This window comes from Halococcus sediminicola (assembly GCF_000755245.1).
In the GTDB taxonomy this organism is placed as follows: domain Archaea; phylum Halobacteriota; class Halobacteria; order Halobacteriales; family Halococcaceae; genus Halococcus; species Halococcus sediminicola.
Genome location: NZ_BBMP01000022.1, coordinates 269,951 through 293,408 on the forward strand (window position 1 = coordinate 269,951; position 23,458 = coordinate 293,408).

At 64.5% G+C, this 23,458-nt stretch carries 17 protein-coding genes, 3 tRNA genes and 3 rRNA genes; 6 read left to right on the plus strand and 17 right to left on the minus strand.

Going from position 1 to position 23,458, the window contains the following annotated elements:
- Positions 1 to 21 precede the first annotated feature (21 nt).
- Entirely contained in the window at positions 22 to 351 is a 330-nt protein-coding gene (locus ACP97_RS10525; protein ID WP_049997779.1) for a hypothetical protein, read from the minus strand.
- 288 nt (positions 352 to 639) lie between these two features.
- Between ACP97_RS10525 and ACP97_RS21055 the strand changes: the two genes are divergently transcribed.
- The 3 genes from ACP97_RS21055 (at position 640) to ACP97_RS10535 (ending at position 1,615) form a co-directional block, all read left to right on the plus strand.
- Positions 640 to 762, plus strand: a complete 123-nt coding sequence (locus tag ACP97_RS21055; protein WP_272913448.1) for a hypothetical protein — start codon at positions 640 to 642, stop codon at positions 760 to 762.
- Positions 763 to 822: 60 nt separating this feature from the next.
- Positions 823 to 1,512, plus strand: coding sequence for a DUF7119 family protein (locus tag ACP97_RS10530; protein WP_049997780.1), 690 nt, complete (start codon positions 823 to 825; stop codon positions 1,510 to 1,512).
- A 29-nt stretch (positions 1,513 to 1,541) separates the two neighbouring features.
- Positions 1,542 to 1,615, plus strand: a tRNA-Lys gene (locus ACP97_RS10535).
- A 175-nt stretch (positions 1,616 to 1,790) separates the two neighbouring features.
- On the opposite strand, the gene ACP97_RS10540 is transcribed toward ACP97_RS10535, so the two are convergent.
- From ACP97_RS10540 to ACP97_RS10570, 7 genes are all read right to left on the minus strand, one after another.
- Complete coding sequence (locus ACP97_RS10540; RefSeq protein WP_049997781.1) at positions 1,791 to 2,774, minus strand: hypothetical protein; 984 nt, start codon at positions 2,772 to 2,774, stop codon at positions 1,791 to 1,793.
- Positions 2,775 to 2,863: 89 nt separating this feature from the next.
- Positions 2,864 to 2,939: transfer RNA gene (locus ACP97_RS10545), tRNA-Cys, on the minus strand.
- A gap of 221 nt (positions 2,940 to 3,160) precedes the next feature.
- Positions 3,161 to 3,279 (minus strand): 5S ribosomal RNA (gene rrf, locus ACP97_RS10550).
- A gap of 129 nt (positions 3,280 to 3,408) precedes the next feature.
- A 23S ribosomal RNA gene (locus tag ACP97_RS10555) occupies positions 3,409 to 6,341 on the minus strand.
- 206 nt (positions 6,342 to 6,547) lie between these two features.
- A tRNA-Ala gene (locus ACP97_RS10560) sits at positions 6,548 to 6,619 on the minus strand.
- Between the two features lie 146 nt (positions 6,620 to 6,765).
- Positions 6,766 to 8,239: ribosomal RNA gene (locus ACP97_RS10565) — 16S ribosomal RNA — on the minus strand.
- Together the 16S, 23S and 5S rRNA genes with 2 tRNA genes alongside form the textbook arrangement of a ribosomal RNA operon.
- Before the next feature lie 709 nt (positions 8,240 to 8,948).
- Positions 8,949 to 9,260: a non-histone chromosomal MC1 family protein gene (locus ACP97_RS10570; RefSeq protein ID WP_049998482.1), complete on the minus strand. Its 312-nt coding sequence runs from the start codon at positions 9,258 to 9,260 to the stop codon at positions 8,949 to 8,951.
- Positions 9,261 to 9,445: 185 nt separating this feature from the next.
- On the opposite strand from ACP97_RS10570, the gene ACP97_RS10575 reads away from it, so the two are divergent.
- Both ACP97_RS10575 and ACP97_RS10580 read left to right on the plus strand, forming a co-directional pair.
- Positions 9,446 to 9,643 (plus strand): hypothetical protein, encoded by a 198-nt coding sequence (locus ACP97_RS10575; RefSeq protein WP_049997782.1) that lies wholly within the window; start codon positions 9,446 to 9,448, stop codon positions 9,641 to 9,643.
- Between the two features lie 20 nt (positions 9,644 to 9,663).
- On the plus strand, positions 9,664 to 10,719 hold the full coding sequence (locus ACP97_RS10580) for a quinone-dependent dihydroorotate dehydrogenase (RefSeq protein WP_049997783.1): 1,056 nt from the start codon (positions 9,664 to 9,666) through the stop codon (positions 10,717 to 10,719).
- A gap of 7 nt (positions 10,720 to 10,726) precedes the next feature.
- Here ACP97_RS10580 and pheT read toward each other — a convergent pair whose 3' ends face one another.
- Together pheT and pheS are read right to left on the minus strand one after the other, a co-directional pair.
- Positions 10,727 to 12,439 (minus strand): phenylalanine--tRNA ligase subunit beta, encoded by a 1,713-nt coding sequence (pheT, locus tag ACP97_RS10585; RefSeq protein ID WP_049997784.1) that lies wholly within the window; start codon positions 12,437 to 12,439, stop codon positions 10,727 to 10,729.
- Positions 12,439 to 13,938 carry a phenylalanine--tRNA ligase subunit alpha gene (gene pheS / locus ACP97_RS10590; protein ID WP_049997785.1) on the minus strand — a complete coding sequence of 500 codons (1,500 nt, stop codon included), beginning with the start codon at positions 13,936 to 13,938 and terminating at the stop codon, positions 12,439 to 12,441. Before pheS ends, pheT begins: the two co-directional genes overlap by 1 nt.
- A gap of 91 nt (positions 13,939 to 14,029) precedes the next feature.
- Between pheS and ACP97_RS10595 the strand changes: the two genes are divergently transcribed.
- Positions 14,030 to 15,094 carry a ferredoxin--NADP reductase gene (locus ACP97_RS10595; protein WP_049998483.1) on the plus strand — a complete coding sequence of 355 codons (1,065 nt, stop codon included), beginning with the start codon at positions 14,030 to 14,032 and terminating at the stop codon, positions 15,092 to 15,094.
- A gap of 26 nt (positions 15,095 to 15,120) precedes the next feature.
- Here ACP97_RS10595 and ACP97_RS10600 read toward each other — a convergent pair whose 3' ends face one another.
- The 7 genes from ACP97_RS10600 to ACP97_RS10630 all read right to left on the minus strand — a co-directional run bounded on the left by ACP97_RS10600 (position 15,121) and on the right by ACP97_RS10630 (position 23,424).
- On the minus strand, positions 15,121 to 16,704 hold the full coding sequence (locus ACP97_RS10600) for a tryptophan--tRNA ligase (protein WP_049997786.1): 1,584 nt from the start codon (positions 16,702 to 16,704) through the stop codon (positions 15,121 to 15,123).
- A complete protein-coding gene (endA, locus tag ACP97_RS10605; protein WP_049998484.1) occupies positions 16,701 to 17,726 on the minus strand; it encodes a tRNA-intron lyase in 1,026 nt (341 codons plus the stop codon). Before endA ends, ACP97_RS10600 begins: the two co-directional genes overlap by 4 nt.
- A gap of 67 nt (positions 17,727 to 17,793) precedes the next feature.
- Positions 17,794 to 18,522 carry an endonuclease NucS domain-containing protein gene (locus ACP97_RS10610; RefSeq protein ID WP_049997787.1) on the minus strand — a complete coding sequence of 243 codons (729 nt, stop codon included), beginning with the start codon at positions 18,520 to 18,522 and terminating at the stop codon, positions 17,794 to 17,796.
- Between the two features lie 53 nt (positions 18,523 to 18,575).
- Positions 18,576 to 20,903 carry a DEAD/DEAH box helicase gene (locus tag ACP97_RS10615; RefSeq protein WP_049998485.1) on the minus strand — a complete coding sequence of 776 codons (2,328 nt, stop codon included), beginning with the start codon at positions 20,901 to 20,903 and terminating at the stop codon, positions 18,576 to 18,578.
- A 142-nt stretch (positions 20,904 to 21,045) separates the two neighbouring features.
- Positions 21,046 to 21,453 carry a hypothetical protein gene (locus tag ACP97_RS10620; protein WP_049997788.1) on the minus strand — a complete coding sequence of 136 codons (408 nt, stop codon included), beginning with the start codon at positions 21,451 to 21,453 and terminating at the stop codon, positions 21,046 to 21,048.
- 45 nt (positions 21,454 to 21,498) lie between these two features.
- Positions 21,499 to 22,908: an MATE family efflux transporter gene (locus ACP97_RS10625; protein WP_049997789.1), complete on the minus strand. Its 1,410-nt coding sequence runs from the start codon at positions 22,906 to 22,908 to the stop codon at positions 21,499 to 21,501.
- 84 nt (positions 22,909 to 22,992) lie between these two features.
- Positions 22,993 to 23,424: a CBS domain-containing protein gene (locus tag ACP97_RS10630; protein WP_049997790.1), complete on the minus strand. Its 432-nt coding sequence runs from the start codon at positions 23,422 to 23,424 to the stop codon at positions 22,993 to 22,995.
- Between the last annotated feature and the right edge of the window lie 34 nt (positions 23,425 to 23,458).

A 23,458-nucleotide genomic window follows, 5' to 3' on the forward strand; every position in this document is an offset into this window, starting at 1 on the left:
GATGATGTTTCCTGATTCTGGCTACACAGTATGGGCAAGTCGGGTGCGTCGGCGCGGAATATGGACGCTCTCGGGCACGACGGGGCGGAATTCGCCGTCGAGCACGCGACCGACGACGAGCCAGTCGGTGACGCCGCTCGCGCCACAGGCGATGCACTGACCGGCGATGCGCGCCTCGATATCCCGCGTGTCGACGCCGACTTCGACGAATCCCTCGGCGAGGAAATCAGCCAGCTCGCAGCCACAGAACCCCTGTCTGGCGAGTCGCCAGAGGTCGCTCACGCTCACTTCGCGGCTGTCGTTGACGCTGATCCACGCGCCGGCGTCGAGCTGATGGACGTCGATCGACACACCGTCCGTTCGACCCCCACTGCACTATGTCTGTCGCCCGCCCAGCGCCGAGTTCGTGGTGACGGACGGCTTCCGAAAAACCACACGACGGCGACGCGATTCGTCGATAAATCGTGTCGAAGGTAAAGGCAAATATTGCTCTGAAGTGAGAGCCGGGGTAGCGCTTACGGGTGAGCGCGTGTTTATGCTGCCAACGTCCCTATCGAAGACGATGTCAGACACCGACGGCGCGCGTCAGCACGTTTCGGCCGACGTCGCGCCAGAGCTGTACGAGCCGGAGGACGAACGATGAGCGAGACGGACCCGGACGAGGAGCCGGCGACCGACCATCTCGACGACGTCGCGGACGGCTGTGGCTGCACCGAGATCTGGGAACACCTCTCCGAGCAGCGCGACGCCGACGCCGATTGACAGTGTACGAGCGGCACACAGCGGCGGGGCGCTTTTGTCCGTTGCCGTCTCGGATAGGGTATGACCCCTGACGACACGCCGGACGGACCGACCGACCGCGAGTCACCCGTCGGTGAGCCGGTCGTCAGGGGTGATCCGACCTTCGCCGGCGAACACGCCCAGCAGGCGGTCCAGTTCGACCCCGACGACCCCGAAAGCCTCGCGCGTGCTGCCGAAATCGTCGAGCGATTCGCCGACGACTCGGTGGGCGCGGCCGACAGCGTCTACATGCTCCGCGGGGCGGCCGCCTGTGCGGCGCTCGTCCGCGGCGAAGGCTCCTACAAGGCCGCTGCCGAGCGGACCGGTGGCGACGTGACGGTCTCGTTCATCCGCAAGTGGGCACGCGTCCACGACCTCCCGCGGTCCATCCGCCAGTACGTCGCCACGGGCGACATCGCCCCGACGGCGGCCAAGCACATCGCGCGCGTCACCGACCAGTCGCGGTATCTCCTCGCGTGGGCGGTCCTCGACGGCGACCTGACGGTACGGGACGTGCGGTCGGTGGCGAGCGCCATCAACGCCGGCACCGCCCCCGACGAAGTACTCGCGGCACACGGCGTGACACTCGGCGAGATGACGCTACGCCTGCCACAGGAGACCTACGCCGACCTCAGACGCCGGGCCGCACGGAAAGGCGTCGATCCAGTGGTGCTGGTCACGGAGGCGCTCGACGAGCAGTCGACCGACTCCGCGACCGCCGAACGGTACTGATTTAGGGCCACCGTCCCGACTCCGGGCGAGGGCTGGTAGCTCAGTTAGGCAGAGCGTCTGGCTTTTAACCAGACGGTCGGGGGTTCGAATCCCTCCCAGCCCGCTTCTGCGAAAAGTAGAGCGAAGCGGCGACGAAAAGATCGAAACAGGGAGCGAAGCGACCGTGATTCGGGCTCGTCTTCGACACTCGCGGTGAGAGGGTACTCAACTCGCCAGAGGTCGTCACGGCGAAAATCGGCTTCGAGTGGTATCCGAAAAGAGGGTTCGGAGACGCCGATTCAGCCTCGGACCGGCATGTACGCCAGCGCGATGATGAGGACGGCGGCGAACAGGCTGATGATGACGATTCCCCAGAGACCGAGAATCCGGTTGTTGAATCCCGCGACGGCCGCCTGCTCGGCCTGATAGCCCGACACGTTCTCCGAGAGTGTCAGGGTACTGTTTTCGGGGAAGTGGGCGACGTATTTCGTCCCGCCGAGTGTGACGTTCGTCCCCTCCTCGAAGTCCTGCGAGCGGGTCAGTCGCCCCTCCCACGTGAGCGTCGCACCGCTGGTGTTGATGCTCTCGACGGTCGTCGAGTTGTTCTTGTAGGGGAACGAGTCTCCGACCGAGACGTTCCGAACCTCGGGTGCGGGGAGGTACTCGTCGAGGCGCTGGCTCGTCCCGTTGCGATAGCGAACGTACTGCGTACCGTTCTCGGCGGTGAGCGTCACGTCGGCGACCGACGGGTCCTCACGCAGGCGCTCGCTCGTCTCGAACTGCTGGCGAAGGGTGAACGACGTGACGTTCGTCGCGTTTCCACCGGAGCCGTTCGAACCGGAAGCGTTCGGAACGGCGACCAGGAATCGAGTCGCCGAGTCGTTGCTCGCCCCCTCGCCGGTCGAGACGCCGGTACCGGTGGTGCCGGGAGTGCCAGGCCCGCCGGGACTCGCGCTCGGTGAGGCACTCCCCGTGCCGGTCCCTGCTCCGCCGCCGGAACCGTTCGGAGCGGGGCGATACTCACCCTCGCTGAACAGCAGTGACGAGTTGTTCGCCAGCGAACCCGTGAACCGAGCGGACTCGTTGACCGACGAGAGGTTCCCCTCACCATCCATGACGTTGACCGTCCACTGCGTGCCGTCGGCACGGATGGTATCGCCCTGCGAGTAGTTCTGGCCATCGACCGACACCGACGGCTGCTGTGCCACTGTCGTCAGCGAGTACGCACCGATGGCGACGAGTACGAAGAAAATCACGTAGATCGCCGCAGCCCGTCGTTGCATGTTCGCCAGAAACGTTCCCCATGGTATAATCGTTGCTTTTCGCCGGGACCGCTCGCCGACCGAACGCACGGTTCGATGAAGTCGAAAGAAGCCAAGGGCCGGATTTGAACCGGCGATGGGCGGCTCTGCAGGCCGCTGCGTTAGGCCGGACTCTGCCACCTTGGCACGGATACTACTACCGTCGTGCGTGGTATAACGATAGCGATTGGGACCGAGCGTTGCCACTCCGCGAGTGATGATGAGTGGGCTACCGAAAGGTAGCCCGAAGTATGAATGGGAGGCGGCGAACCACTAGTTACGAGCCGTTGTAACGGAACGGTCTCGGGTTCCACCGGGACGGACCCTGCGTGTACTTCCGATTGCGTTCCTGGGCTCGCACTTGGCCCCTCTTGCGAGGCAGTTTTCCCAGAGGTTCGCACACTCCAGTACTCGCTGGAACGCTGGCGGGCTTATCTGCCGTGTTCGGGATGGGTACGGGAGTCGCCCCGCCGCTGTGGCCGCCTTAATGCCGATCCGCGGAGTCGAACCGCGCAAACCTGTGATCGGTGGGCCGATGCGTTCGGGTTGTGAATGTGACGTGCGATCCAGTTAGCGCCTGGACCCGTCCAGCAGGACGGATTCCAATGCGATATGACTGATGTGGCTTGGTCTGTTAGTGCTCGCGGGCTGAACGCCTCGTTGCCTCGGCGCGTACACCCCGAGTCTATCGAACTCGTCTTCTACGAGTGACCTCGGCGGTACCTCTTTTCCGGGTGGGTTTCGAGCTTAGATGCGTTCAGCTCTTACCCCGTGTCGCGTGGCTGCCCGGCACGTGCCCTCTCGGACAACCGGTACACCAGTGGCGACCAATCGTAGTTCCTCTCGTACTATACGATCGTTCCCGTCAGGTACCATGACACCCCCAATAGATAGCAGCCGACCTGTCTCACGACGGTCTAAACCCAGCTCACGACCTCCTTTAATAGGCGAACAACCTCACCCTTGCCCGCTGCTGCACGGGCAGGATGGAGGGAACCGACATCGAGGTAGCAAGCCACCCGGTCGATATGTGCTCTTGCGGGTGACGACTCTGTTATCCCTAAGGTAGCTTTTCTGTCGTAAATGGCCCGCATCAAGCAGGCTCATCCGTTCGCTAGACCACGCTTTCGCGTCAGCGTTCCCGTGTTAGAGAGAACACTGTCAGACCACCTTTTGCTCTTACGCTCTTTTCCGGGTCTCCGACCCGGATGAGGTGATCTTCGGGCGCGCTCGATATTCTTTCAAGCGCGTACCGCCCCAGTCAAACTGCCCAGCTACCGGTGTCCTCCTCCCGGAGTAAGGGTCACAGTCACTAGTGGGTAGTATTTCAGTGATGTCTCGGCGGCCCGCTAGCGCGGGTGCCTGCGTAACGACTCCTACCTATCCTGCACACTAGCGACCGTGTCCCAGCGACAGCTTGCAGTAAAGCTCTATAGGGTCTTCGCTTCCCCTTGGGGGTCTCCAGACTCCGCACTGGAACGTACAGTTCACCGGGCCCAACGTTGGGACAGTGACGCTCTCATTCATCCATTCATGCGAGCCGCTACTGAAGCGGCAAGGTACTACGCTACCTTAAGAGGGTCATAGTTACCCCCGCCGTTGACGGGTCCTTCGTCCCGTTGTACCGGGTGTTCAGATACCCGCACTGGGCAGGATTCAGTGACCGTACGAGTCCTTGCGGATTTGCGGTCACCTGTGTTGTTATTAGACAGTTGGAGCGTCCGAGTCGCTGCGACCTGCTCCATTCCGGAGCAGGCATCCCTTATTGCGAACGTACGGGACTAACTTGCCGAATTCCCTAACGTCGGTTGTCCCCGACAGGCCTTGGCTTTCGCCGCCACGGACACCTGTGTCGGATCTGGGTACGGACCGCGTGCGCCTTTTCACGGGCCCCAGGTTGGACCGAATTACTCTATCTCACCGTTCACCCGCTTCGTGCCATTACGGCTTCCACGAGCTTTGATGATTCGACCGGGCGAGTGCCCGGCTCGGTCGACCCCGAGGCGTCGGCATGATTGCACGCGGGCACTGGAATATTAACCAGTTTCCCGATTCGTCCTGCTCGAACTGCGGCAGGACTGAGGACCGGCTAACCCTCGGTTGACGAACATTGCCGAGGAACCCTTGTCCGTGTGGCCGTCGGGATTCTAACCCGACTACCGCTGCTACTGTGGCCAGGATTATCGTCACCGCTCGGTCCATACGAGTTCTCACCCGTACTTCCGCCCGAACGGAGCGCCGACCTACTGGATCGCATCATACGATGCGCCGCTAGGTCTCGGTGGTGGACTTGAGCCCCGATCATTTTCGGCGCTCCGAACCTCGGCCGGTAAGCTGTTACGCTATTCTTAGCGGGTAGCTGCTTCTAAGCTCACCTCCCGGCTGTCTATGGCTCGGAACCACCTTCGATCGCACTTAGTCCACACTTGGGGACCTCAACCAAGCTCTGGGTTGTCTCCCTCACGGTGCACAGGCTTACCCCGCACACCGGACTCCCCGCGTCGACGGCGTTCGTAGGTTCGGAGTTCGACAGGAGGGCCGACTCCTCTCGGAGTCGGTCCCTCCAATCGGTCGCTCTACCCCACGAACTACCTCGGCGGAGGTCATGCTTCGACATGTTTCGGTCGGAACCAGCTGTTGCCGGACTCGATGGGCCTTTCACCCCTACACACTGGTCACGGGAGGGTATTGTAGGACACCATCCCTAACAGGCCTCCACGCAGCTTTCGCCACGCTTCACCTTGCCATCGTGTAGATCGTCCGGATTCGGGTCGTGTCCGCTCGACTCCCCGCGCTTGAACACGGCGGCCCTCACATCAGAGATGCTGCGGCCATGTCGGTTTCCCTACGCCTTCCCCGATACTCGGGTTAGACTCGTCAAGCAGACACACTCCCTGGCTCGTTTTTCAAAACGCACGACGGAACACCGGCTCGTCTCGGGTTCTACTGCGGGGTCGCCCCCGGGTCGTTCGCCGAGACGCCTTTCGTGCCCCGTCGCTCGATCGCCAACTGAGTTCAAGCCCTATTGCACCTCCCTTCTTGGGGTGCTTTTCAGCGTTCGCTCACGCTACTTGTTCACTATCGGTCTCGAGATGTGTTTAGTCTTGGCCGTCGATGCCGGCCATATTCACGAGGGATATCCAACCCCCGATACTCTAGAGCTGACGCACACCGTACTGACCTGTGTTACGGGGTTTTCACCCTGTCTCACGCTCCGTTCCAGGAGACTTCACACAGGCGATCCGGTGATGAGAGTCAGTCGAACACCACATTGCTCGTGGGGCAAAGCCCCGTAAGCTTCGGTTTGGACTGTGTCGCGTTCACTCGCCGTTAGTAACGACATCCCGTTCGGTTTCTCTTCCTGCCGGTACTGAGATGTTTCAGTTCCCGGCGTTCCCCATTGCGCGAAGCAATTGCGGTGGGGATTCCCATTCGGAAATCTCAGGTTCTTCGCCTCCGTGCGGCTCCCCTGAGCTTATCGCAGCTTGGCACGTCCTTCATCGGCACTCGAGCCGAGCTATCCACCAGTTGGCATAGTAGCCACGGTCTTCTAATCAGAATCCATGAACCCGCTGAACGGGTCCAGTGGACGCCTGGATCGCACGTACACACAGTCTCACGGACGCGCCCGAGTGTCACGAGGCACGTCTCGACCCTTCCCACCCACGCTTGCACGGGGTGGTGCATCGGTTCGGTCGGACTCGAACATATCCCCGAGACCCACTTAAGGGACTCGGTTCGTCCGAGTCGACGGATGGACCCACTGGGATTCGAACCCAGGGCATCCTCCTTGCAAAGGAGGCACTCTCCCACTGAGCTATGGGCCCGCCTTCCGTTCTCCGCAGACTGACTGCCACGGAAGGCTCGCGTTCATGTCAGCCCTGATAGTTCATCGGTGCCCGGTCGGCACCGCGGGTCACGAGCGCGAACACAGTTACGAATGGGTCGGGCCGTCGGCCCGATCCCGGTCTGTAGGAGGTGATCCAGCCGCAGATTCCCCTACGGCTACCTTGTTACGACTTAATCCCCCTTGCGAAGCCCAGATTCGACCGGCGTTGCGCCGGCCTCATCCGGACCTCACTCGGGTGATTTGACGGGCGGTGTGTGCAAGGAGCAGGGACGTATTCACCGCGCCCTTCTGAGACGCGATTACTACCGAATCCAGCTTCATGCGGGTGGGTTTCAACCCGCAATCCGAACTACGACCGAGGTTAGGAGATTAGCGTCCCCTCTCGGGGTAGCGTCCCACTGTCTCGGCCATTGTAGCCCGCGTGTCGCCCGGCACATTCGGGGCATACTGACCTACCGTTGCCCGTTCCTTCCTCCGTCTTAGCGACGGCAGTCTCCCTAATGTACCCAGCCAGCACAAGGCTGCTGCTGGCAATTAGGGACGCGGGTCTCGCTCGTTGCCTGACTTAACAGGACGCCTCACGGTACGAGCTGACGGCGGCCATGCACCTCCTCTCAGTGGCTCAAGTAAGCCCATCAGACTGACTGTCACTGCACACTGTCGGTGCCGGTGAGATGTCCGGCGTTGAGTCCAATTAAACCGCAGGCTCCTCCGGTTGTAGTGCTCCCCCGCCAATTCCTTTAAGTTTCATCCTTGCGGACGTACTTCCCAGGCGGCTCGCTTCTCGGCTTCCCTACGGCACAGCGCTGGCTCGTAGCCAACGCCACACCTAGCGAGCATCGTTTACGGCTTGGACTACCCGGGTATCTAATCCGGTTCGAGACCCAAGCTTTCGTCCCTCACCGTCGGGTCCGTTCTCCAGAGACGCTTTCGCTACCGGCGGTCCGTCCAGGATTACAGGATTTCACTCCTACCCCGGACGTACCTCTCTGGTCTCCCGGCCCCAAGCCGACTGGTTTCCGCCGGACGTCCACTCGTTGAGCGAGTGGATTTCCCGACGGACCTGTTCGGCCGGCTACGGACGCTTTAGGCCCAATAAAAGTGGCTATCACTCGAGCTGCCGGTATTACCGCGGCGGCTGGCACCGGTCTTGCCCAGCTCTTATTCTGTGACCACCTTACGGTCACGAAAAGCGAGGACTGTATGCCCTCGCACTCGGGGTCCCCTTATCGCACTGGCGTGCAGTGTAAAGGTTTCGCGCCTGCTGCGCCCCGTAGGGCCCGGTATCTTGTCTCAGATACCGTCTCCGGGTTCTTGCTCTCACAACCCGTACCGATTATCGGCATGGTGGGCCGTTACCCCACCATCTACCTAATCGGCCGCAGTCACGTCCTCCGGCGGCGGACCGTTTCCGACTTTCTGTGTTCCAACATGAAAGTAGTATTCGGAATTAACCTCAGTTTCCCGAGGGTATTCCGGTCCAGAGGGTAGTTTGACCACGTGTTACGGAGCTATTTGCTACGGGTCTAAACCCGTACAACTAGCATGGCTGAATCGGACCCCGATAGCAATAGCCTCCGGCAGGATCAACCGGAATGTCCCGAGCACGAGGCTCGGGGGGTTTAGGCGGGAACACAAGGTTGTGTTCACCTATCGGGTTCGCGTTCGTGACACCGCGGACCGAACCGGGTGTCACCGAACTATCAGGGCTAACGTCAGATCCCGTCTTGACGGCGGACCGCAGGGGCGGAATCCTCATCTCCTTCGGACTCCATCGTACACCACTGAAGGGGATAAACCCTTCGAAGCGGCGACCGCGTGAACGAGCCGACCTCGCCCACCGAGAGTCCGGTGCGGGGACCGAGTTGAACGGCCCCCGAGTGTCGCTTTCTTTCTGCATTCCATCCGAACGCCCTGTATCACTTAAGGGCGTCGGATTACCGCTCGGGCGGTCGTTTCCAACCGACCTTCGCATTAGTACCCGAATCGGGTTCGACACATAAACCCGTCGGTATAGACGGCGTATGCGGCCCGTTCACGCCTTTCTCGTGTGTGGCCGTCACGACCGAAGTTCTATCGAGCCGGTAGTGAATGTTGCCGGAACCAAAACGACCAGTTCAAAATATCAGCCCGGCTGCGCGTGGAATTGTCAGAAACGATGCAGACAGTGTCGATCGAAGACGGCTGTTGCGCGGCTGGAGGTCGACCACTCATCCCGCGCGTGTGCGTCAGGTCCGGTCGGATGTCTGGCCGCGCGGTCGATACTCGGCGGGGCGAGCAAAAAGTCGGCCCGGTTCGTCGCCGTGCTACAACTCTTCGAGATGCTCGATGCCCTGTTTCGAGACGTTCGCCTCGGTGATCCGCTCGGGCATCCACTCGGGCTTGTCGTCGGGGGCGTCCTCGCGCCACGCCCAGCCCTCGTAGATGTGAACCTTCTGGGTGCCCTTCTCGCGCAACTCGAGGTCGGCTCGGTCGGCATCACCCTCCGAATCAGCCGGTTCGAGTCGTCTGGCAGCTTTCAGTGCCGCCTGTCGCGGCGTACGCCCCGAGAAGACGCTCGTCTCCCCGTCGTGCTCGCGCAATGCAAAGTTTCGCTTGCCGTCCGTGTCACGTGCCATGGTTTTGGTCGCTCCATGCGAACCCAGCGCAGGCCACATTATAAATATATCCCCGCTGTGACGGCTTCAACACGGTATCGGGACCGAGTACCGGACGAATCGACCACCGATAGCGGGTCGTCGTGGCGTCCGTCGGACCGTAAGGTTAAGTGTACGCTGCGTCGAAGCCCGGTCAAGACTCCGCGATGGTACGGAAAAAGAAGCTCAGTCCCAGCGGGGCAAAGGACGACAGCGGCGAATACCACAACGTCCACGTCAACCTCCACGAGGACGAACTGGCCGTCGCCGGGATGGCCATCGGCGACGAGGTGTTCGTCCGGGTGCGCGAGGACAAGATCATCATCCAGAAGGCCGATCAGGACGAGGTCGAACACGACTTCTGAGCGGCGCACACCCTCGAAAAATGCGACCGTACGACTATCTGAAGCCGATTCTGTTTCGGCTCCCGGCCGAAACCGCCCATAGCGCCATCCACGCACTTCTCGATGCCACCCAACACACTCCAGTCGAGCGCGCGCTCGCCGCCCGCTACGTCGTCAACGACGCCCGCCTCCACACGACGGCGTTCGGCTGTGAGTTCCCGAACCCGGTCGGCGTGGCAGCCGGCTTCGACAAGAACGCCGAGGTCCCGCGCGCGCTCGCGGCGCTCGGCTTCGGTCACGTCGAGATCGGCGGCGTCACGGCCAACCCCCAGAAAGGGAACCCGCGCCCGCGACTCTTCCGTCTCCCCGAAGACGGCGCGCTCGTCAATCGGATGGGGTTCAACAACCACGGCGCCGAGCGCATCGGCGACCGCCTCGCGCGTGCGCGCGTCGATGTTGTCCCTGTAGGCGTCAACCTCGGGAAATCGAAGGCGACACCGCTGGAGGAGGCTCCGGCGGACTATCGTTACTCCTACGAGCACTGTGCGACGGGCGACTACTTCGTGGTGAACGTCTCCAGTCCGAACACACCCGGCCTGCGCGACCTCCAGGGCCGCGACCATCTCGAAGACATCTTCGAGACGCTCCAGGAGGCGGGTGCGGACCCGCTGCTCGTGAAGCTCTCGCCGGACCTCACCGACGACGGGATCGAGGAGGCGCTCGCCGTCGCCGAGAGGATGAATCTCGACGGTGTCATCGCCACGAACACCACTACCGAACGGGCGACATCGCTCCGGGGCGAGCATCGCACCGAGGAGGGTGGTCTCTCGGGAAAGCCGCTCGAAGCGCGCGCGACTCAGAGGGTAAGGTTCGTCGCCGAGCGAACCGAGCTTCCCGTCGTCGGCGTCGGCGGCGTATCGAGCGCCGAGGGGGCCTACCGGAAGATTCGGGCCGGTGCGTCGCTGGTACAGCTCTACACCGGGCTCGTCTATCGGGGGCCGGCCATCGCGCGCGACATCAATCGTGGCCTGCTCGAACTGCTGGAAAAGGATGGCTTCGATTCGGTCGCGGACGCGGTCGGTACGGACCTCGACTGACCGGGTGCTATCGCAGCGCGTCGGCGCGGAACTCGAAGCCGACCACCGGAACCTCCAGTCCGTGTTCGACCAGCACTTTTGGATGGAGTTCGCCGATGACACCGACTGACTGGCCATCGAAGACGACGCTCGCGGCGCGGCCCTCGATGAACGAGGGGTGGTCGGTCGCGGGCGTGTCCAGTTCCACATCGAACGCGCGCGCGAGCGCCTCGACACGACCCTTCGCGTCCTCGTAGGAGGCGTCCGTCCGTGCGAGCACGCCGGCGACACGGCGGTGTTCGGCGACGTTCGTGTTCTCGTCGGTGTCAACATGAGCGGCCAGTCCGACTTCGGCGAGGTCCTGTGGGTAGCGCCGGTGGGTGTTGTTCTCCAAGACCATCAGCAGCGAGGGCAGCGCCCACGTGCGGACGATCTCGTACTCCCGACTGTACGGCTCGGCGATGGTCGCCGGCTCGGAAGCTCCGAGAACCCCCTCGTCCGGCGAGAGATCCATTCGACCGAAGTTCTCGCCTTCGCCGATGAGATGGAAGTTGAGCAGATCCTCGAACCCCAATCCGACGAGCGTCTCCCGAATCGCCCGCTCGTGACGCGAGCGCTCGTGCCGTCCGCCGACGGTACTCACGTCGGGATAGTGCGGTTCCAATTCATTGAACCCGTACGCGCGCCCGACGTCGTCGATGACGTCGACGGGGTGGAGTACGTCGGTCCGATAGGGCGGAATCGAGACGTGGTAGGCGAGTGCGTCGCCCTCCGTGTCGCTTTCGGCGTCGAGACCCGCCCGTTCGAGCAGGTCGATCACCTCGCGCTCGCCGATGTCGATGCCGAGCGCGCGCTCGATGTACTCGTGGGAAACGGTTTTCTCGTCGATGTCGAAGTCGGGACGGTCGAGCGTGCGATCGGGGTATTCGACGGTCACGCGCTCGATCGTCGCCCCGCGCGCGTCGAGCGCGTAGCAGATGATGTTGCACATCCGGTCGATGGTCCACTGGTCGGTGCCCGTGAGTTCGACGAACAACTCTCGACTACCCGTGTCGACCTCGGTTCGGCGACCGTTGATCACTGGCGGAAACGAGAACAGCCCGAGGTCGTCGTAGATGGCGGGATAGCGCTCGTAGCCGTCGAGCAGGGGAGCGTACGTCTCGCCGGTCGGATGCTCGGCGAGCACTTCCTGAGGAGTGAGCTCGGCATCGCTGTCGAGTGGGACGAAACTCTCCCCATCCGGGTCGATACCGCGATAGCGGATGGAGTTTCGGCTGCCATCCATCCGACTCTGGCCCTTCAGCATCGTCAGATCGTGGATGCCGATGGCCCCTTTCGCGCGCCCACGGCCCATCGTCGCGTGGAGCTTCTCCTGCAACTGAATCAGCGAGTCGAGCCCCGCCTCGTCGAGGTCCAGCCCCCGAACCACGGCCCCGGTGACGTACGGGCGCTCGTCGGGCACGCTCTCGTCGACCTCAATGGTCCAGTCGGCGTCGTTGGTCGACGGAACGTAGACACCCTCGTCGTCGCCGTATTGATAGCGCAGCGAGCGCGCGACACCCTCGACCGAGAGTCGGTCGAGCCTGTCGGCCTCGAATTCCAGTTGAAGGAGTCCGTCCTCGGTCTCGCCCTCGAATTCGAGTCCCAACTCGAAGAGATCGTCGAGCAGTTCGTCGTCGCCCTTCTCGTCGTGTCCGGTGAAGCGCCGGAGTTCGTCGGGATCGACGTCGACGACGGGCATCAGTAGACCACCTCCGCGTTCCGCAGGAAGTCGAGATCGACGAGCGTGCCGTGGACGTCTCTGATGTCCTCGAAGCCGTGCGTGAGCATCAACAGCCGTTCGAGCGCGAGCCCCCAGGCCATCACGTCACAGTCGATTCCCAGCGGTTCGAGCATCTCCGGACGGAAGAGTCCCGAATTGCCGATCTCGACGAGTTCGCCGGTGGTGGGATGAGTACCGAAGAGTTCGAAGCTCGGCTCCGTGTAGGGGTTGTAGGTCGGCTTGAACTCCAGATCCGTAATGTCGAACTGTGCGTAGAACTCGGTGAAGGTACCCATCAGGTCCCGCACCGAGAGGTCTTCGGCCATCACCAGCCCCTCGATCTGGAAGAACTCAAGCAGGTGGGTCGCGTCGAGCGTGTCGTTGCGATAGACCTTCTCGACGCTGAACAGCCGCCGTGGCGGCTCCAACTCCCCGACCGCGACCCCCGAGAGATAGCGCGCCGAAAGGGACGTAGTGTGGCCGCGCAGCGAGAGCCGCCGGGCGACGTCCGCCGACCACGGCGAGTGATAGCCGTCGCCGTTCGGGCCGACACCCTCCCGATGGGCGTGTTCGACCCCGGCGACCAGTTCGTCGGGGAGGCCGTCGATTTTCTCGGGCGCGGAGAGCGTGAACTGGTCCCAGTGGGTTCTGGCAGGGTGATCCTGTGGCATGAACAGACAGTCGTTGATCCAGAATTCGGCGTCGGCGTGTGGCCCGTCCATCTCCTCGAACCCCATCCCCACGAGCACGTCCGTCACCCGCTCTGCGGTCCGCCGGAGCGGATGGATTCGACCACCCTGGGCACGCTCGGCGTCGGCTTCGACGTTGTACGCACCGAACTCGACGTCGCGCCACTCGCCGGTGGTGAGCATCTCCGGCGTGAGGTTTCCGACGGTCTCGGTCGCCTCGACACCCTCCATCAGTGCTGTCACGCCCTCGTCGGTAAGGGTGACCTCGCGGACGGTGGTCTCCTCGCGCTCGACGAGGTTGCGGTCGGCAAGCCGGTCGAGTACCGATTCGTCGTCGACGGGGTCGCCGTCGGCGAGCGCCGCAAGCGCCAGCCGCTCGGGGTCGTTTTCAGGGTTCACGTCCGAATTGGCCGAAATCTGCCCGCTCTCGATGGCCCCATAGTTCTTTCTGGAAAAGTTCGAGAGCGCGATGTCGACCGTCGGACCGTCGAGATCCGCTTCCTCGATGATACTACCGAGGTCGCTCTCGCCACCGGCCGCGGCAACGCTCTCGTACAGTTCGACTTCTGGCAGTCCCGCTCGCTCGTATTCGTGGCCCTCCTCGGTGAGCGCAGCGTCGGTTTCGACGCGCTCGGCGATGGCGAGCAGCCCCTCGTCTGCGAGGGCGAAGGCTGCGCCGACCACCGTCGGTTCCGGCAGGTCGGTTCGGGCGGCCAGTCGTTCGATGGACGATGCCTCGTTCGCGCTCGCGGCTTCGAGCACCGCGACCTGTGGTTCGGGGAGTTTCATGCAGGCGTCTACCGCGGTCGCTCAACTAACGGTTCCGACTCGAAGCGCGACCACCGAAGAGCTAACACCGTCGAGCGAATGTGTGAGGAAAATGGCACCGAAACGCATCGCCGAGGCACAGGCCGACGAGGCCGAAATCGAAAACCAGCGGGCCGTCGTCACCGAGCGCGCGGCGATGGACCGCCAGCGCACCGACGAGATCGAGAACGTGCTCGACGCCGACCGCGAGACGCTTCTCGAACGGTGCTCGCTCGACGAGCCACCCGGTGACGTGGTCGAGGACCGCGAGGCGTGGGACGAGGCAATCGACGAACTCGCCGACACAGGAGAGCAGTCGATGGCCGACGCGATGGCCGCGAAAGTCGACACCCTCCGTGAGCGCGTCGAGCGCGGGTATCCGTCGCTGTTGCGCCTGCGCTTTCGGCCCGAGGAGCCGTTCGAGTTCGTGCCGGGTCAGTACGCCCGCATCAGCTACGAGGAGGAAGAACCGCGCGTGTATTCGATCGCGAGTTCGCCCAACCGTGACGAAATCGAACTCTGTGTTCGTCGAGTGCCGGGCGGCGAACTCACGCCCGATCTCTGCGAGAGAGCGAGCGAGGGTGACGACCTCTTTCTCCGCGGACCCTACGGCGACGAGTTCATGCTCCAGGACCCCTCCGAGCGCGACCTCGTCTTCGTCGCCACCGGCACGGGCGCGGCCCCGTTCAAGAGCATGATCGACTACACTTTCGAGGAGGGTCGCGACGAGTTCGAGGGTCGCGAGCGCGACATCTGGCTGATAGTAGGATCCTCATGGAAAGACGACCTGCCCTACCGCGAGGAGTTCCTCGAACTGGCCGACGAGAACCCGAATTTCCATCCCGTGTTCACCTGCAGCCGTGAGGAGTATCTCGGTGACTGGGACGGCGAGACCGAGTACGTCCAGCACACCCTGCTCAAATACCTCGCCCCCGGCTGCGTGGATACCGACAGCCTCCCGCCGGACGTCGCCGAGTTCGTCGGGAGCGAGACGAACACCGACATCGAGGCGCGCATCGACCCGAAAAACGCCGAGGTCTACGTCTGTGGCATCGGCGCGATGTGCGAGAGCGTCCGCGAGGTCGTCGAACCGCTCGGCGTGCCCGATCTCTACTACGAGGAAGAAAGCTACGGGTAAGCGGGCGGATCGACCGAAGTGGGCGGTCAGTCCGCCGATTCGGTTTCAACGTCGAGACCGAGATCGACGTCGAGACCGTCCAAGACCTCCTTTGCCTCCTCGCGTTTCTCCTGATGGTCGGCAAGGAACTCGCGCATTAGCTCGGCGGCCTGTTCCTTACAGCCCCCGCAGAGGCGCTCGCCGTTAGTACACTCCTCGTAGACGCGGATGGCGAACTCGTCGTCGTCCGCCGCGAGCAGGTAGTTGTAGAGTTCGTAGACGGGGCACTCGTCGGCTCGCCCACCGAGTTCGCGCTGCTTTTCGGCCGTCTCGCGCCCGCCCGTGGTCGCGGATTTCACTTTTTCATACCCCTCCTCGGGGTCGTCGAGCAGGCTGATGTGGCTCGCCGGCACCGAGGAACTCATCTTGCCACCCGTCAGGCCGGTCATGAACCGGTGATAGATCGAGGAGGGGGCGACGAACCCGTAGCCACCGTGATCGAGTTCGACCTCGCGCGCGAGCGATTCGGCGTTCTCTCGCGAGAGTTCGAAACTGTCGATGTGGCCCTCGTAGACGCGTTTTTCGCCCTCGATCGCCTCGATGAGTGCTTCGAAGGCTGCGTCGGTCGCAGTGCGATCCAGGAACCGGGTCCGCGGGCGAAGCGGCTCCTTGCCGGCGGCGCGGAGTTTCTCGATCGCGCCCGCGCGCACAGAGCCCGCGTCGTCCGCGTCGGCGAGCCAGTCGGCGGCCTCGACACAGCGGATCGGCTCCCCATCCGTGCTCGCCGAGAGCGCGTCGTACGCCTCGCCGATGAGCGCGCGCTCCGCGCTGTCAGTCTCGAAGCTCGCGTACGCTTCGCTGACCTTGAAATAGCGCATGCTGGCCGCGAGATCGCGCGAGAGCCTGACGTGGGGGTCCTGGTCCGGCCCCACCGGGATCACCGTGGGTTTCGGCTCGTCGATCTGTGGGTAGAGGATGTCCGCCATCTGGGTGATGACGCTCTGCATGTGTGAGACGTTGGTCTCGCCGTCGAAGCCGTAGAGCGCCTGCATCTCCGAGAAGTTGACGTGCGCGCCGAGCTCGAAGGCGAGATCTTGGAGCGGGCGGTTGTCCGATTGGCGATAGATCTCGCCCGCCTTGGGGTCGAACCCGAGCGCGATGAGGCTCAGCAGGTACTCGCGGGTATGGCGGGCGATCTCGTCCCACGAGAGTCCCCGAGCGCTGTGGGCCTCCATGTCGGCGATCAGCGCGTAGGCGTCGCCGCCCTGCCGTTGATGCCAGACGATCTCGTCGATGACGAGTTTGTGGCCGACGTGCGGGTCGCCGGTCGGCATCCAGCCCGAGAGCACGGCGAACTCGTCGTCGTTCGCCATCGCGCGCGCGACGCGATCGTACCCTCGATGGCCGAAGATGACCCCGCGACGCATCAGGTAGTGCGGACTCGGCACGTCGGGCAGCACGTCGTCGAACTCCTCGATGCCGAACTCCTCGAAGAGCTTACGGTAGTCGGCAACGGTCGACGATCCCCACGGGTCGAGCGTCGTCTCGTCGGCTCCAGTCGCTGTGCCACCATCCGTTCGGGGTGGCTGGTCCGGCGCTCGTCGGTCGTCCGCGGGCTGTGGGTCGGTCATGGTGTGATTCGCTCGACGGCGAGCCAGTCGATGTCACCGTTCGTGTCGGTCAGCGCAAAAGCCATTCGCTTGTGGACCCCGCCAGCCAGCCGCACGTCGAGCGAGAGTTCGCGCGGCCCGAAGGCGTACTCCGCAGGCAGGACGTGCACCAGAAACTCCGAATGACCGAGGTTCTCGACCGACTCGACGTCCGCGTACGTCCGGAAGTCCGCGCCGAACTTGAACCCGGTTTTGGGGACGAGTCCCTCGGAGCGGAGCGTCGCGTAGACCGCAAGCCGGCGGTCGAATCGCTCACCCTCGACCGTCCGACCGCGCTCGACGACCGTTTCGGCTCCGCCGTCGAGGGTGAGCACCCCCTCCTGGGCGAGAAATGCCGTCTCGACGAGCGAGAGCTGGAGCGGGCCACCCTCGGCCCCGCGACCGGCGAGGCGCTGACCGTAGAACGCCCGTTCGTAGAGGTCTTCTGGAGGGTTCCAGAGCACTGTTCGGTCCTCCAGCAGGTCGGCGTCGATCCCGGTCGGGTGGTCGTAGTCGGTCCGTCCCACCATTTCGGGGCGTGAGGTGTCGAGATAGGTGATCTCGCTCTCCTCGTCGACGACGGCGAGCACCACGCTCCCGAGATCGGTCGCCGGCACGGCCGCGCGCTCGCCGACGACGCGCACGCGGTAGGCGATTTCGTCGTCCCACGGTCCCTTGCCCTGCGGATAGACCACGAGGTCTGCGCCTGCTCGTGCGTCGTCGGTATCGACCCAACCCTCGCGCGCGGGCGAGAGGTAGAACCCGCGCTCGCGGAAGTCCTTGTAGACGAGAAATCGGACCACGCAGTCGGTTGCGGCGAGAAATTTTGCCAGGCCCATCCCGTCGACCGCGTCGAGATCGTCGCGAAAGAGCAGGTGGGCGGCCTCGACCGGCGCGAGCACGACGCCCGCGCCGTCGGGCCGGCCGTAGCCACTGGAGTCGTAGAACCGCTGGCGCGCGTCGCCGCCGACCCGGACGACGCCGCCGTCGAGCGTGCCTTCCATAGCGACAGCGGGTCGCGCGACGACAAGTCGCCTGCGGTCGATCGCGATCGACGAGACTCGAAACGGATCAGCCGGCGCGCTCGCAGGTCGCATCCAGACAGCGTCTTCCACCGCTCGTGTCGAACGCCGGCAGCCCACACTCACAGTCGCCATCGACGGTTCCGGAGGGGAACGAAAAGGCGGTCTCGCAGTCGGGATAGTTCTCACAGCCGGCGAGCAGCTGGCCGTTGCGGATGACACGGAGATCACCGTCGCAGTCCGGACAGCCCCACTCGCGGTCGGACGCTTCTTTCACTCGATCGTCGAGTGACTCACACTCGCGATCGACGCAGAGCGTGAACGCCCGCCCGCGCTCGGCGATCATCGTCGGCAGCCCGCAGTCGCGGCAGGCCCGATCGAGCACGTCAGCGCCTGCCGGCAGCCCGTAGCGCTCGTCGCAGTCGAGACACGTCACCGCACCCTTCGCGCGGACGAGCGCACCCTCGCAGTCGGGGCAGTCGCCCACGGGAGCGCCGGCGACGGAGGCGGGATAGCGCGCGAGTCCGTGCTCCTCGTTGGCGACCACGTCCAGGGACGACTCGCCGTCGGTGGCGGTCAGCGAGAACGTCCCGCTGCTCGTGCCCTCGTAGCTGAGCGTCTCGGGGCGAGTGAGCCACGCCGCGGGCTGGTAGCCATCGCGGTCGTGAATCAAAACCGTGTCGTCGGGTTTGATCACCACGACGACGTCGCCGCGCTGGTCGCATTCGCCGTCCTCGGTGACGGTGCAGTCGCCGGCGAAAACTCGGATGGCGTCCATGAGGCGGCTGGCCGCGGCTTCGTAGTTGAACCTATGCCCTCCTGTCGACGGAATCAGTCGACCCAGACGGTTCTCGTCTCGGCGATCGGGGCCAGCGGCAGGTCGGGAAAGACGATCTCGATCGAGAACTTGAGCGTGTCGGGATCGCCGCCGAAGACGGGCGCGGGGAGCGTTTCGGTACCCAAAAACGAACTCGTGTGCGTCATCTCGGTGTCGTTGACCGTCACGCGAAGCCCCGCACGCGCGCCGTCGCCGCCGTTCTCGACCGTGACCTCGCACAGTTCGTTCTCGCCGCGCGCGATGCGCTCGGGGAAGTCACCCCAGTCGATGGAGAGGACGGGAAGGTCGCGCGCGCTCTCGACGACCCGCTCGGCGACGCCCTCAGTGAGACCGGCGGCGACGAGTTCCTCGACACCTGCTTCGACCACGGCCGCCGGCGTTGCGATGCCCTCGTCGGCGAGTTTGCTCGCTCGGCCCGGGCCGACGCCGTCGATGGCGGTGAGCGCGACCGACTCCTCGCCGACACCGTTCTCGACGCGCGCGGCCACGCGACACGCGCGATTGGCCTCCCATTCCGAGCCGAAGCGATCCAGGAAGGCTCTGAGCGCCGCGAGCAGGCGCACGGCGTTCTGCCGGATGACCCACGCGTCGCTCCGGAGTTCACTCGGCGTCGCCGCGCGCGTGCTCGACGCGAGAATGGCGAGCACCTTTCGCCTGCCGGGGTCGAGGTCGCCGTGGCCGTCGAGCACGCTCTCGATCGCGTCGCGCTCGGCGCGGCGGGCGTTCACGCTGTCGAACTCGGCACTGCGGGCGACCGTCTCCAAGAGGGCGCTCGTCGTCGGGTCGGTGCCGGCGAGTTCGTGAAAACGGTGGGCGGTCGGCAGTCTGAGATAGTAGGCCGAAGCGAGCGTGCCCACTGGGGTTGCCGACACCGCGAGATCGTCGACGGCGACGAACCCGCGCTCTCTGAGACCCGAGAGCGTTTCGCGCACCCGCTCTTTCAGGTTCTCGACCGCATCGGTCTCGGAACTGTTCCGCGCGCGGACGAACGCGAACGTGGTTTCGAGCCAGTCCATCACGTCCGCGACGTCGTCGATGGTGCCCATCGCGATCTCGGCGTTGAGATGGGTGTCGAGGTCCGCGGCCAGATGCGAGTCGATCTCCGTGCCGTCGCGCAGCAGTCGCCGATATTTCTCGGCGTCGCTGCCGTCACAGACGACGTAGGCGTAGCCCGCGTCGTCGTAGCCCGGTCGGCCCGCCCGCCCGAGCATCTGGAGCACGTCGAGCGGACTCATGTCGACCTCGCCCTCCAGGGGATCGTGGTATTTCGTGTCGCGGATCACGACACACCGTGCGGGCAGGTTGACGCCCCACGCGAGCGTCGAGGTCGAGAAGAGCAGCTGTATCTTCCCCTCGCGGAACCACTGCTCGACGTGGTCCTTGTCCGATTTCGACAGTCCTGCGTGATGGAAGGCGACGCCGTCGAGCGCCGAATTGCGGAGGGTCTGGTTTTCGAGCACCTGCGTCTCGGTATGGAAATCGTAGTCGCCGCGCGCGCCGATGGGGACGTCCCGCGAGGCGAGTTCGTCGCGGGCCTTCTCGGCCGCACGCACGGTGTCCTGCCGGGAGGCGACGAAAACGAGGGCCTGTCCGTCGTCGCGGATGTGTTCTTCAGAGAGGTCGAGCGCGCGATACAGCCGGCGATACTTGTCGGCGAAGGCGTTCTCGCCGTGCGAATAGGTCCGCACGCCGGATTCGAGGTCCACAGGTCGATACTCCTCGCCGAAGTCGAACGTCGTCTCGGGGACGGCATCGAGCCACTCGGCGACCTCGTCGACGTTCGGCATCGTCGCAGACAGCGCGATGACGCGGGGATTCGCGAGCCGCCGGAGTCTCGAAACGGTGACTTCGAGCACGCTACCGCGCTTTTCGGAATCGAGCAGGTGGACCTCGTCGATGACACAGCAGGCCACATCGGTGATGAACCCGTATCGAGGCGAATCGTGCTTTCGCGTGGCCGAATCCACCTTCTCGGGTGTCATCACGAGGATGTCGGCGCGCTCCGCTCGACGGGGATTCAGGTCGCGCTCGCCGGTGACGACGTAGACCGAGTACCCCATGTTCTCGAAGCGCTCCCATTCGCTTTCCTTCTCGTTGGTGAGCGCGCGCAGCGGCGCGATGAACAGCGCAGTGTTTCCGGCTTCGAGACACTTGCAGATGGCGAGTTCGGCGAGCGCGGTCTTGCCCGATGCTGTGGGCGCGCTGGCGACGACGTTTTCGTCGCTACGGAGAATCGCCGGCAGCGCCTCGCGCTGCATCCGGTTGAACTCCTCGAAGGCGAAGGCGTCGGCGAACTCGGGGACCGCCTCGGCGACGTTCATGGAGGTCGCTCCCGGAAACGACTCCCACGAGCACGTCGTGAGCGGAGCGAAGCGACGGAGATCACGTGTGAGGAGGGTGAGGCTGCGGCGGTCAAAGGCGTTTCCGTACCGCATCGCAACGGTGAAGCGTCGAACGAGGCGGCTATCCGTCGAAATCCGCGTCAGCGCCGTCGGCATCCGCGTCGGCACCGTCAGCGTCGGCATCAGCGCCATCGAAATCGGCGTCGGTGCCGTCCGAATCGCTATCGCGGTCGACACCATCGAAATCGCTGTCCGTGTCGCGGGTTTCGGTCGTATCCCGCCGAGGACTGTGCTCGCTCGCGGACGGGTCGCGTTCCGTGAGGTCGTCACCGGCGAGGTAGAGATAGATCGGCGGGAGGAGATAGGCCACGATGGCGACGGCAACGAACCACTGCTCGAAGTACGCGAGCAAGCCGAAGCCCGTGAGCGCCGCCGTCGCCGCCGCGTGAATGCCCGTGCGCCGTTTCGTGTACTGCCGATAGTACTCCCACCCCCGACGAAGCCGTCCCGCGCTCGACGCCGTACTCATGAGTGGACTACCGTCGCCGGCGTAATCAGTGTGTTCGCTGCGAGGTCAGTCGGCGGTGGCGCGCTCGCTCGCACGCCGGAGCATCCCACTCCCCGTCTCGCGGTGATAGTAGAGCCAGAGACCGACGGCGGCGGCGATATTGGAGAGCGTCACGGCCCAGAAGACGGCGACGATACCCACACCCAGCAGAACGCCGGCCCCGGCCGCAATGGGGAGGCGAACGGCCCAGAACTGGAGCAGCGTGGCGACGAAACTCGTCCGAGTGCGCCGCGCGCCGTTGAAGCCTGCCTCGAAGAGATAGGCCGCGCCGATGGCCGGATAGCCGTAGGCGAGGATTCTGAGGTACTCGACCGTGAGATCGAGCGCGCGGTCGGTCAGCGCGGGGGCGAACGCGGTGGCGATAGGTACTGGAGCGAGCCACTGGAGGACGCCGACGACCGCGAGACCACCCGCGGCGATACCGACCCCGAGATACGTCGCCCGGCGAGCGCGGTCCGGCCTTTCGGCCCCGAGGTTCTGGCCGACGACGCTCTGGGCCGCTTGTTGTAACCCGATCGCCGGGACGAACGCGATGGCGGCGATACGCGCGCCGACCGAATAGGCGGCGAGACCGGCCGCCCCGCCGGCGGTGAACGCCACGGAAACGACGAGCACGCGGACGATCTGCCGGACCGCGCCCTGTCCGGCGACCGGCGCGCCCACGTCGAGCAGTTCGCGGAGTTCGTCGAGGTCGACGACCGCAGTCGCGCGCGAGTACATCCAGCCGTTCCGTCCCCGAAGAGCGAGCGCCGCTGCGAGGGCGAACCCGGCACCGAAGCCGGCGACCGTGGCCAGCGCCGCGCCCCGCACCCCGAGCGCCGGCGCGGGCCCCCAGCCGAAGATCAACACCGGGTCGAGCGCGAGGTTCACGCCGACGGTGGCGATTGAAACATAGAGCGGCGCGCGCGAGTCGCCCCACCCGATGAAGGTCGCCTCGATGGCGTCGCTGGCCCCCGCGAGCGGCAGCCCGACCGCCAACACCGCGAGATAGGTCGCCGCGAGGCTCGTGACCGCTCCACCGGTGGCGGGCCGAGCGAGCGTGAGGAGATCGGTCAGCGGGCGCGCGCCGAAGACGAGGAGTGCACCGCCGACGACGGCCAGTCCGACGGCGAGCCAGAGGCCGGTGAAGGCGGCCCGGCGCGCGGCAGAGGTATCATCGCTGCCTACCCGCTGGGAGACGAGAATTTGGGTGCCGACGAACGGCGCGGTGATGACGAGCGCGAACGCGAGCGCGACGACGGGCAGGGCGAGTCCGACGGCGGCGACGGCGGTCGAACTCAACCGACCGAGCCAGAACAGGTCGATCACCTGCTGGACGACCTGTACGAGGTTCTGAACCAACAGCGGGGCCGCGAGCGCGACCAGCGCTCGCGGGAGCGACCCCTCGGTGATGTCCTCCGGCGAGACGTCGAGCATGTGTAGTTATCGCGCGGCTTCGTAGTTAATCGTTCGTGTAGACGGACAGAAAGCGAGGGGCGATTCGAAAAACCGGTCGCGGGATTACTCGTATTCGCCCTTGTCGACGTCGGGTTCGGGCTGGACGGACATCCCGACGCGCTGCTGGGGGACGAAGTGCGCGAGGTCGGTCGTCGTGATGATGCCGACAGGTTTGCCGTCTTCGGTCACGGGCAACTTCTTGACGGTGTTCTTACCCATTCGCTCCCCGGCGTCACCCACGCTGTCGTCCGGACGGATGGTGACGACCGGGTCGGACATCAGTTCGGCGACCGTCGTCTCGGTCGGGTCGAGACCCTCGGCGACGCTGCCGACGACGTCCGTCTCGGTGACGATGCCTTCGATGCGTTCCTCGCCGACGACGAGCGAGCCGATACCCTGCTCGGTGAGCGCGCGGGCGGCCACGGCGACCGTCGTCTCGCCGGCGACCGTTCGGACCGGTGTCGTCATGATCTCGTTCACGGATGTGTCCTTCATTTTCGTGTGATGGCTCTCGCTCGCCGGACTTAAC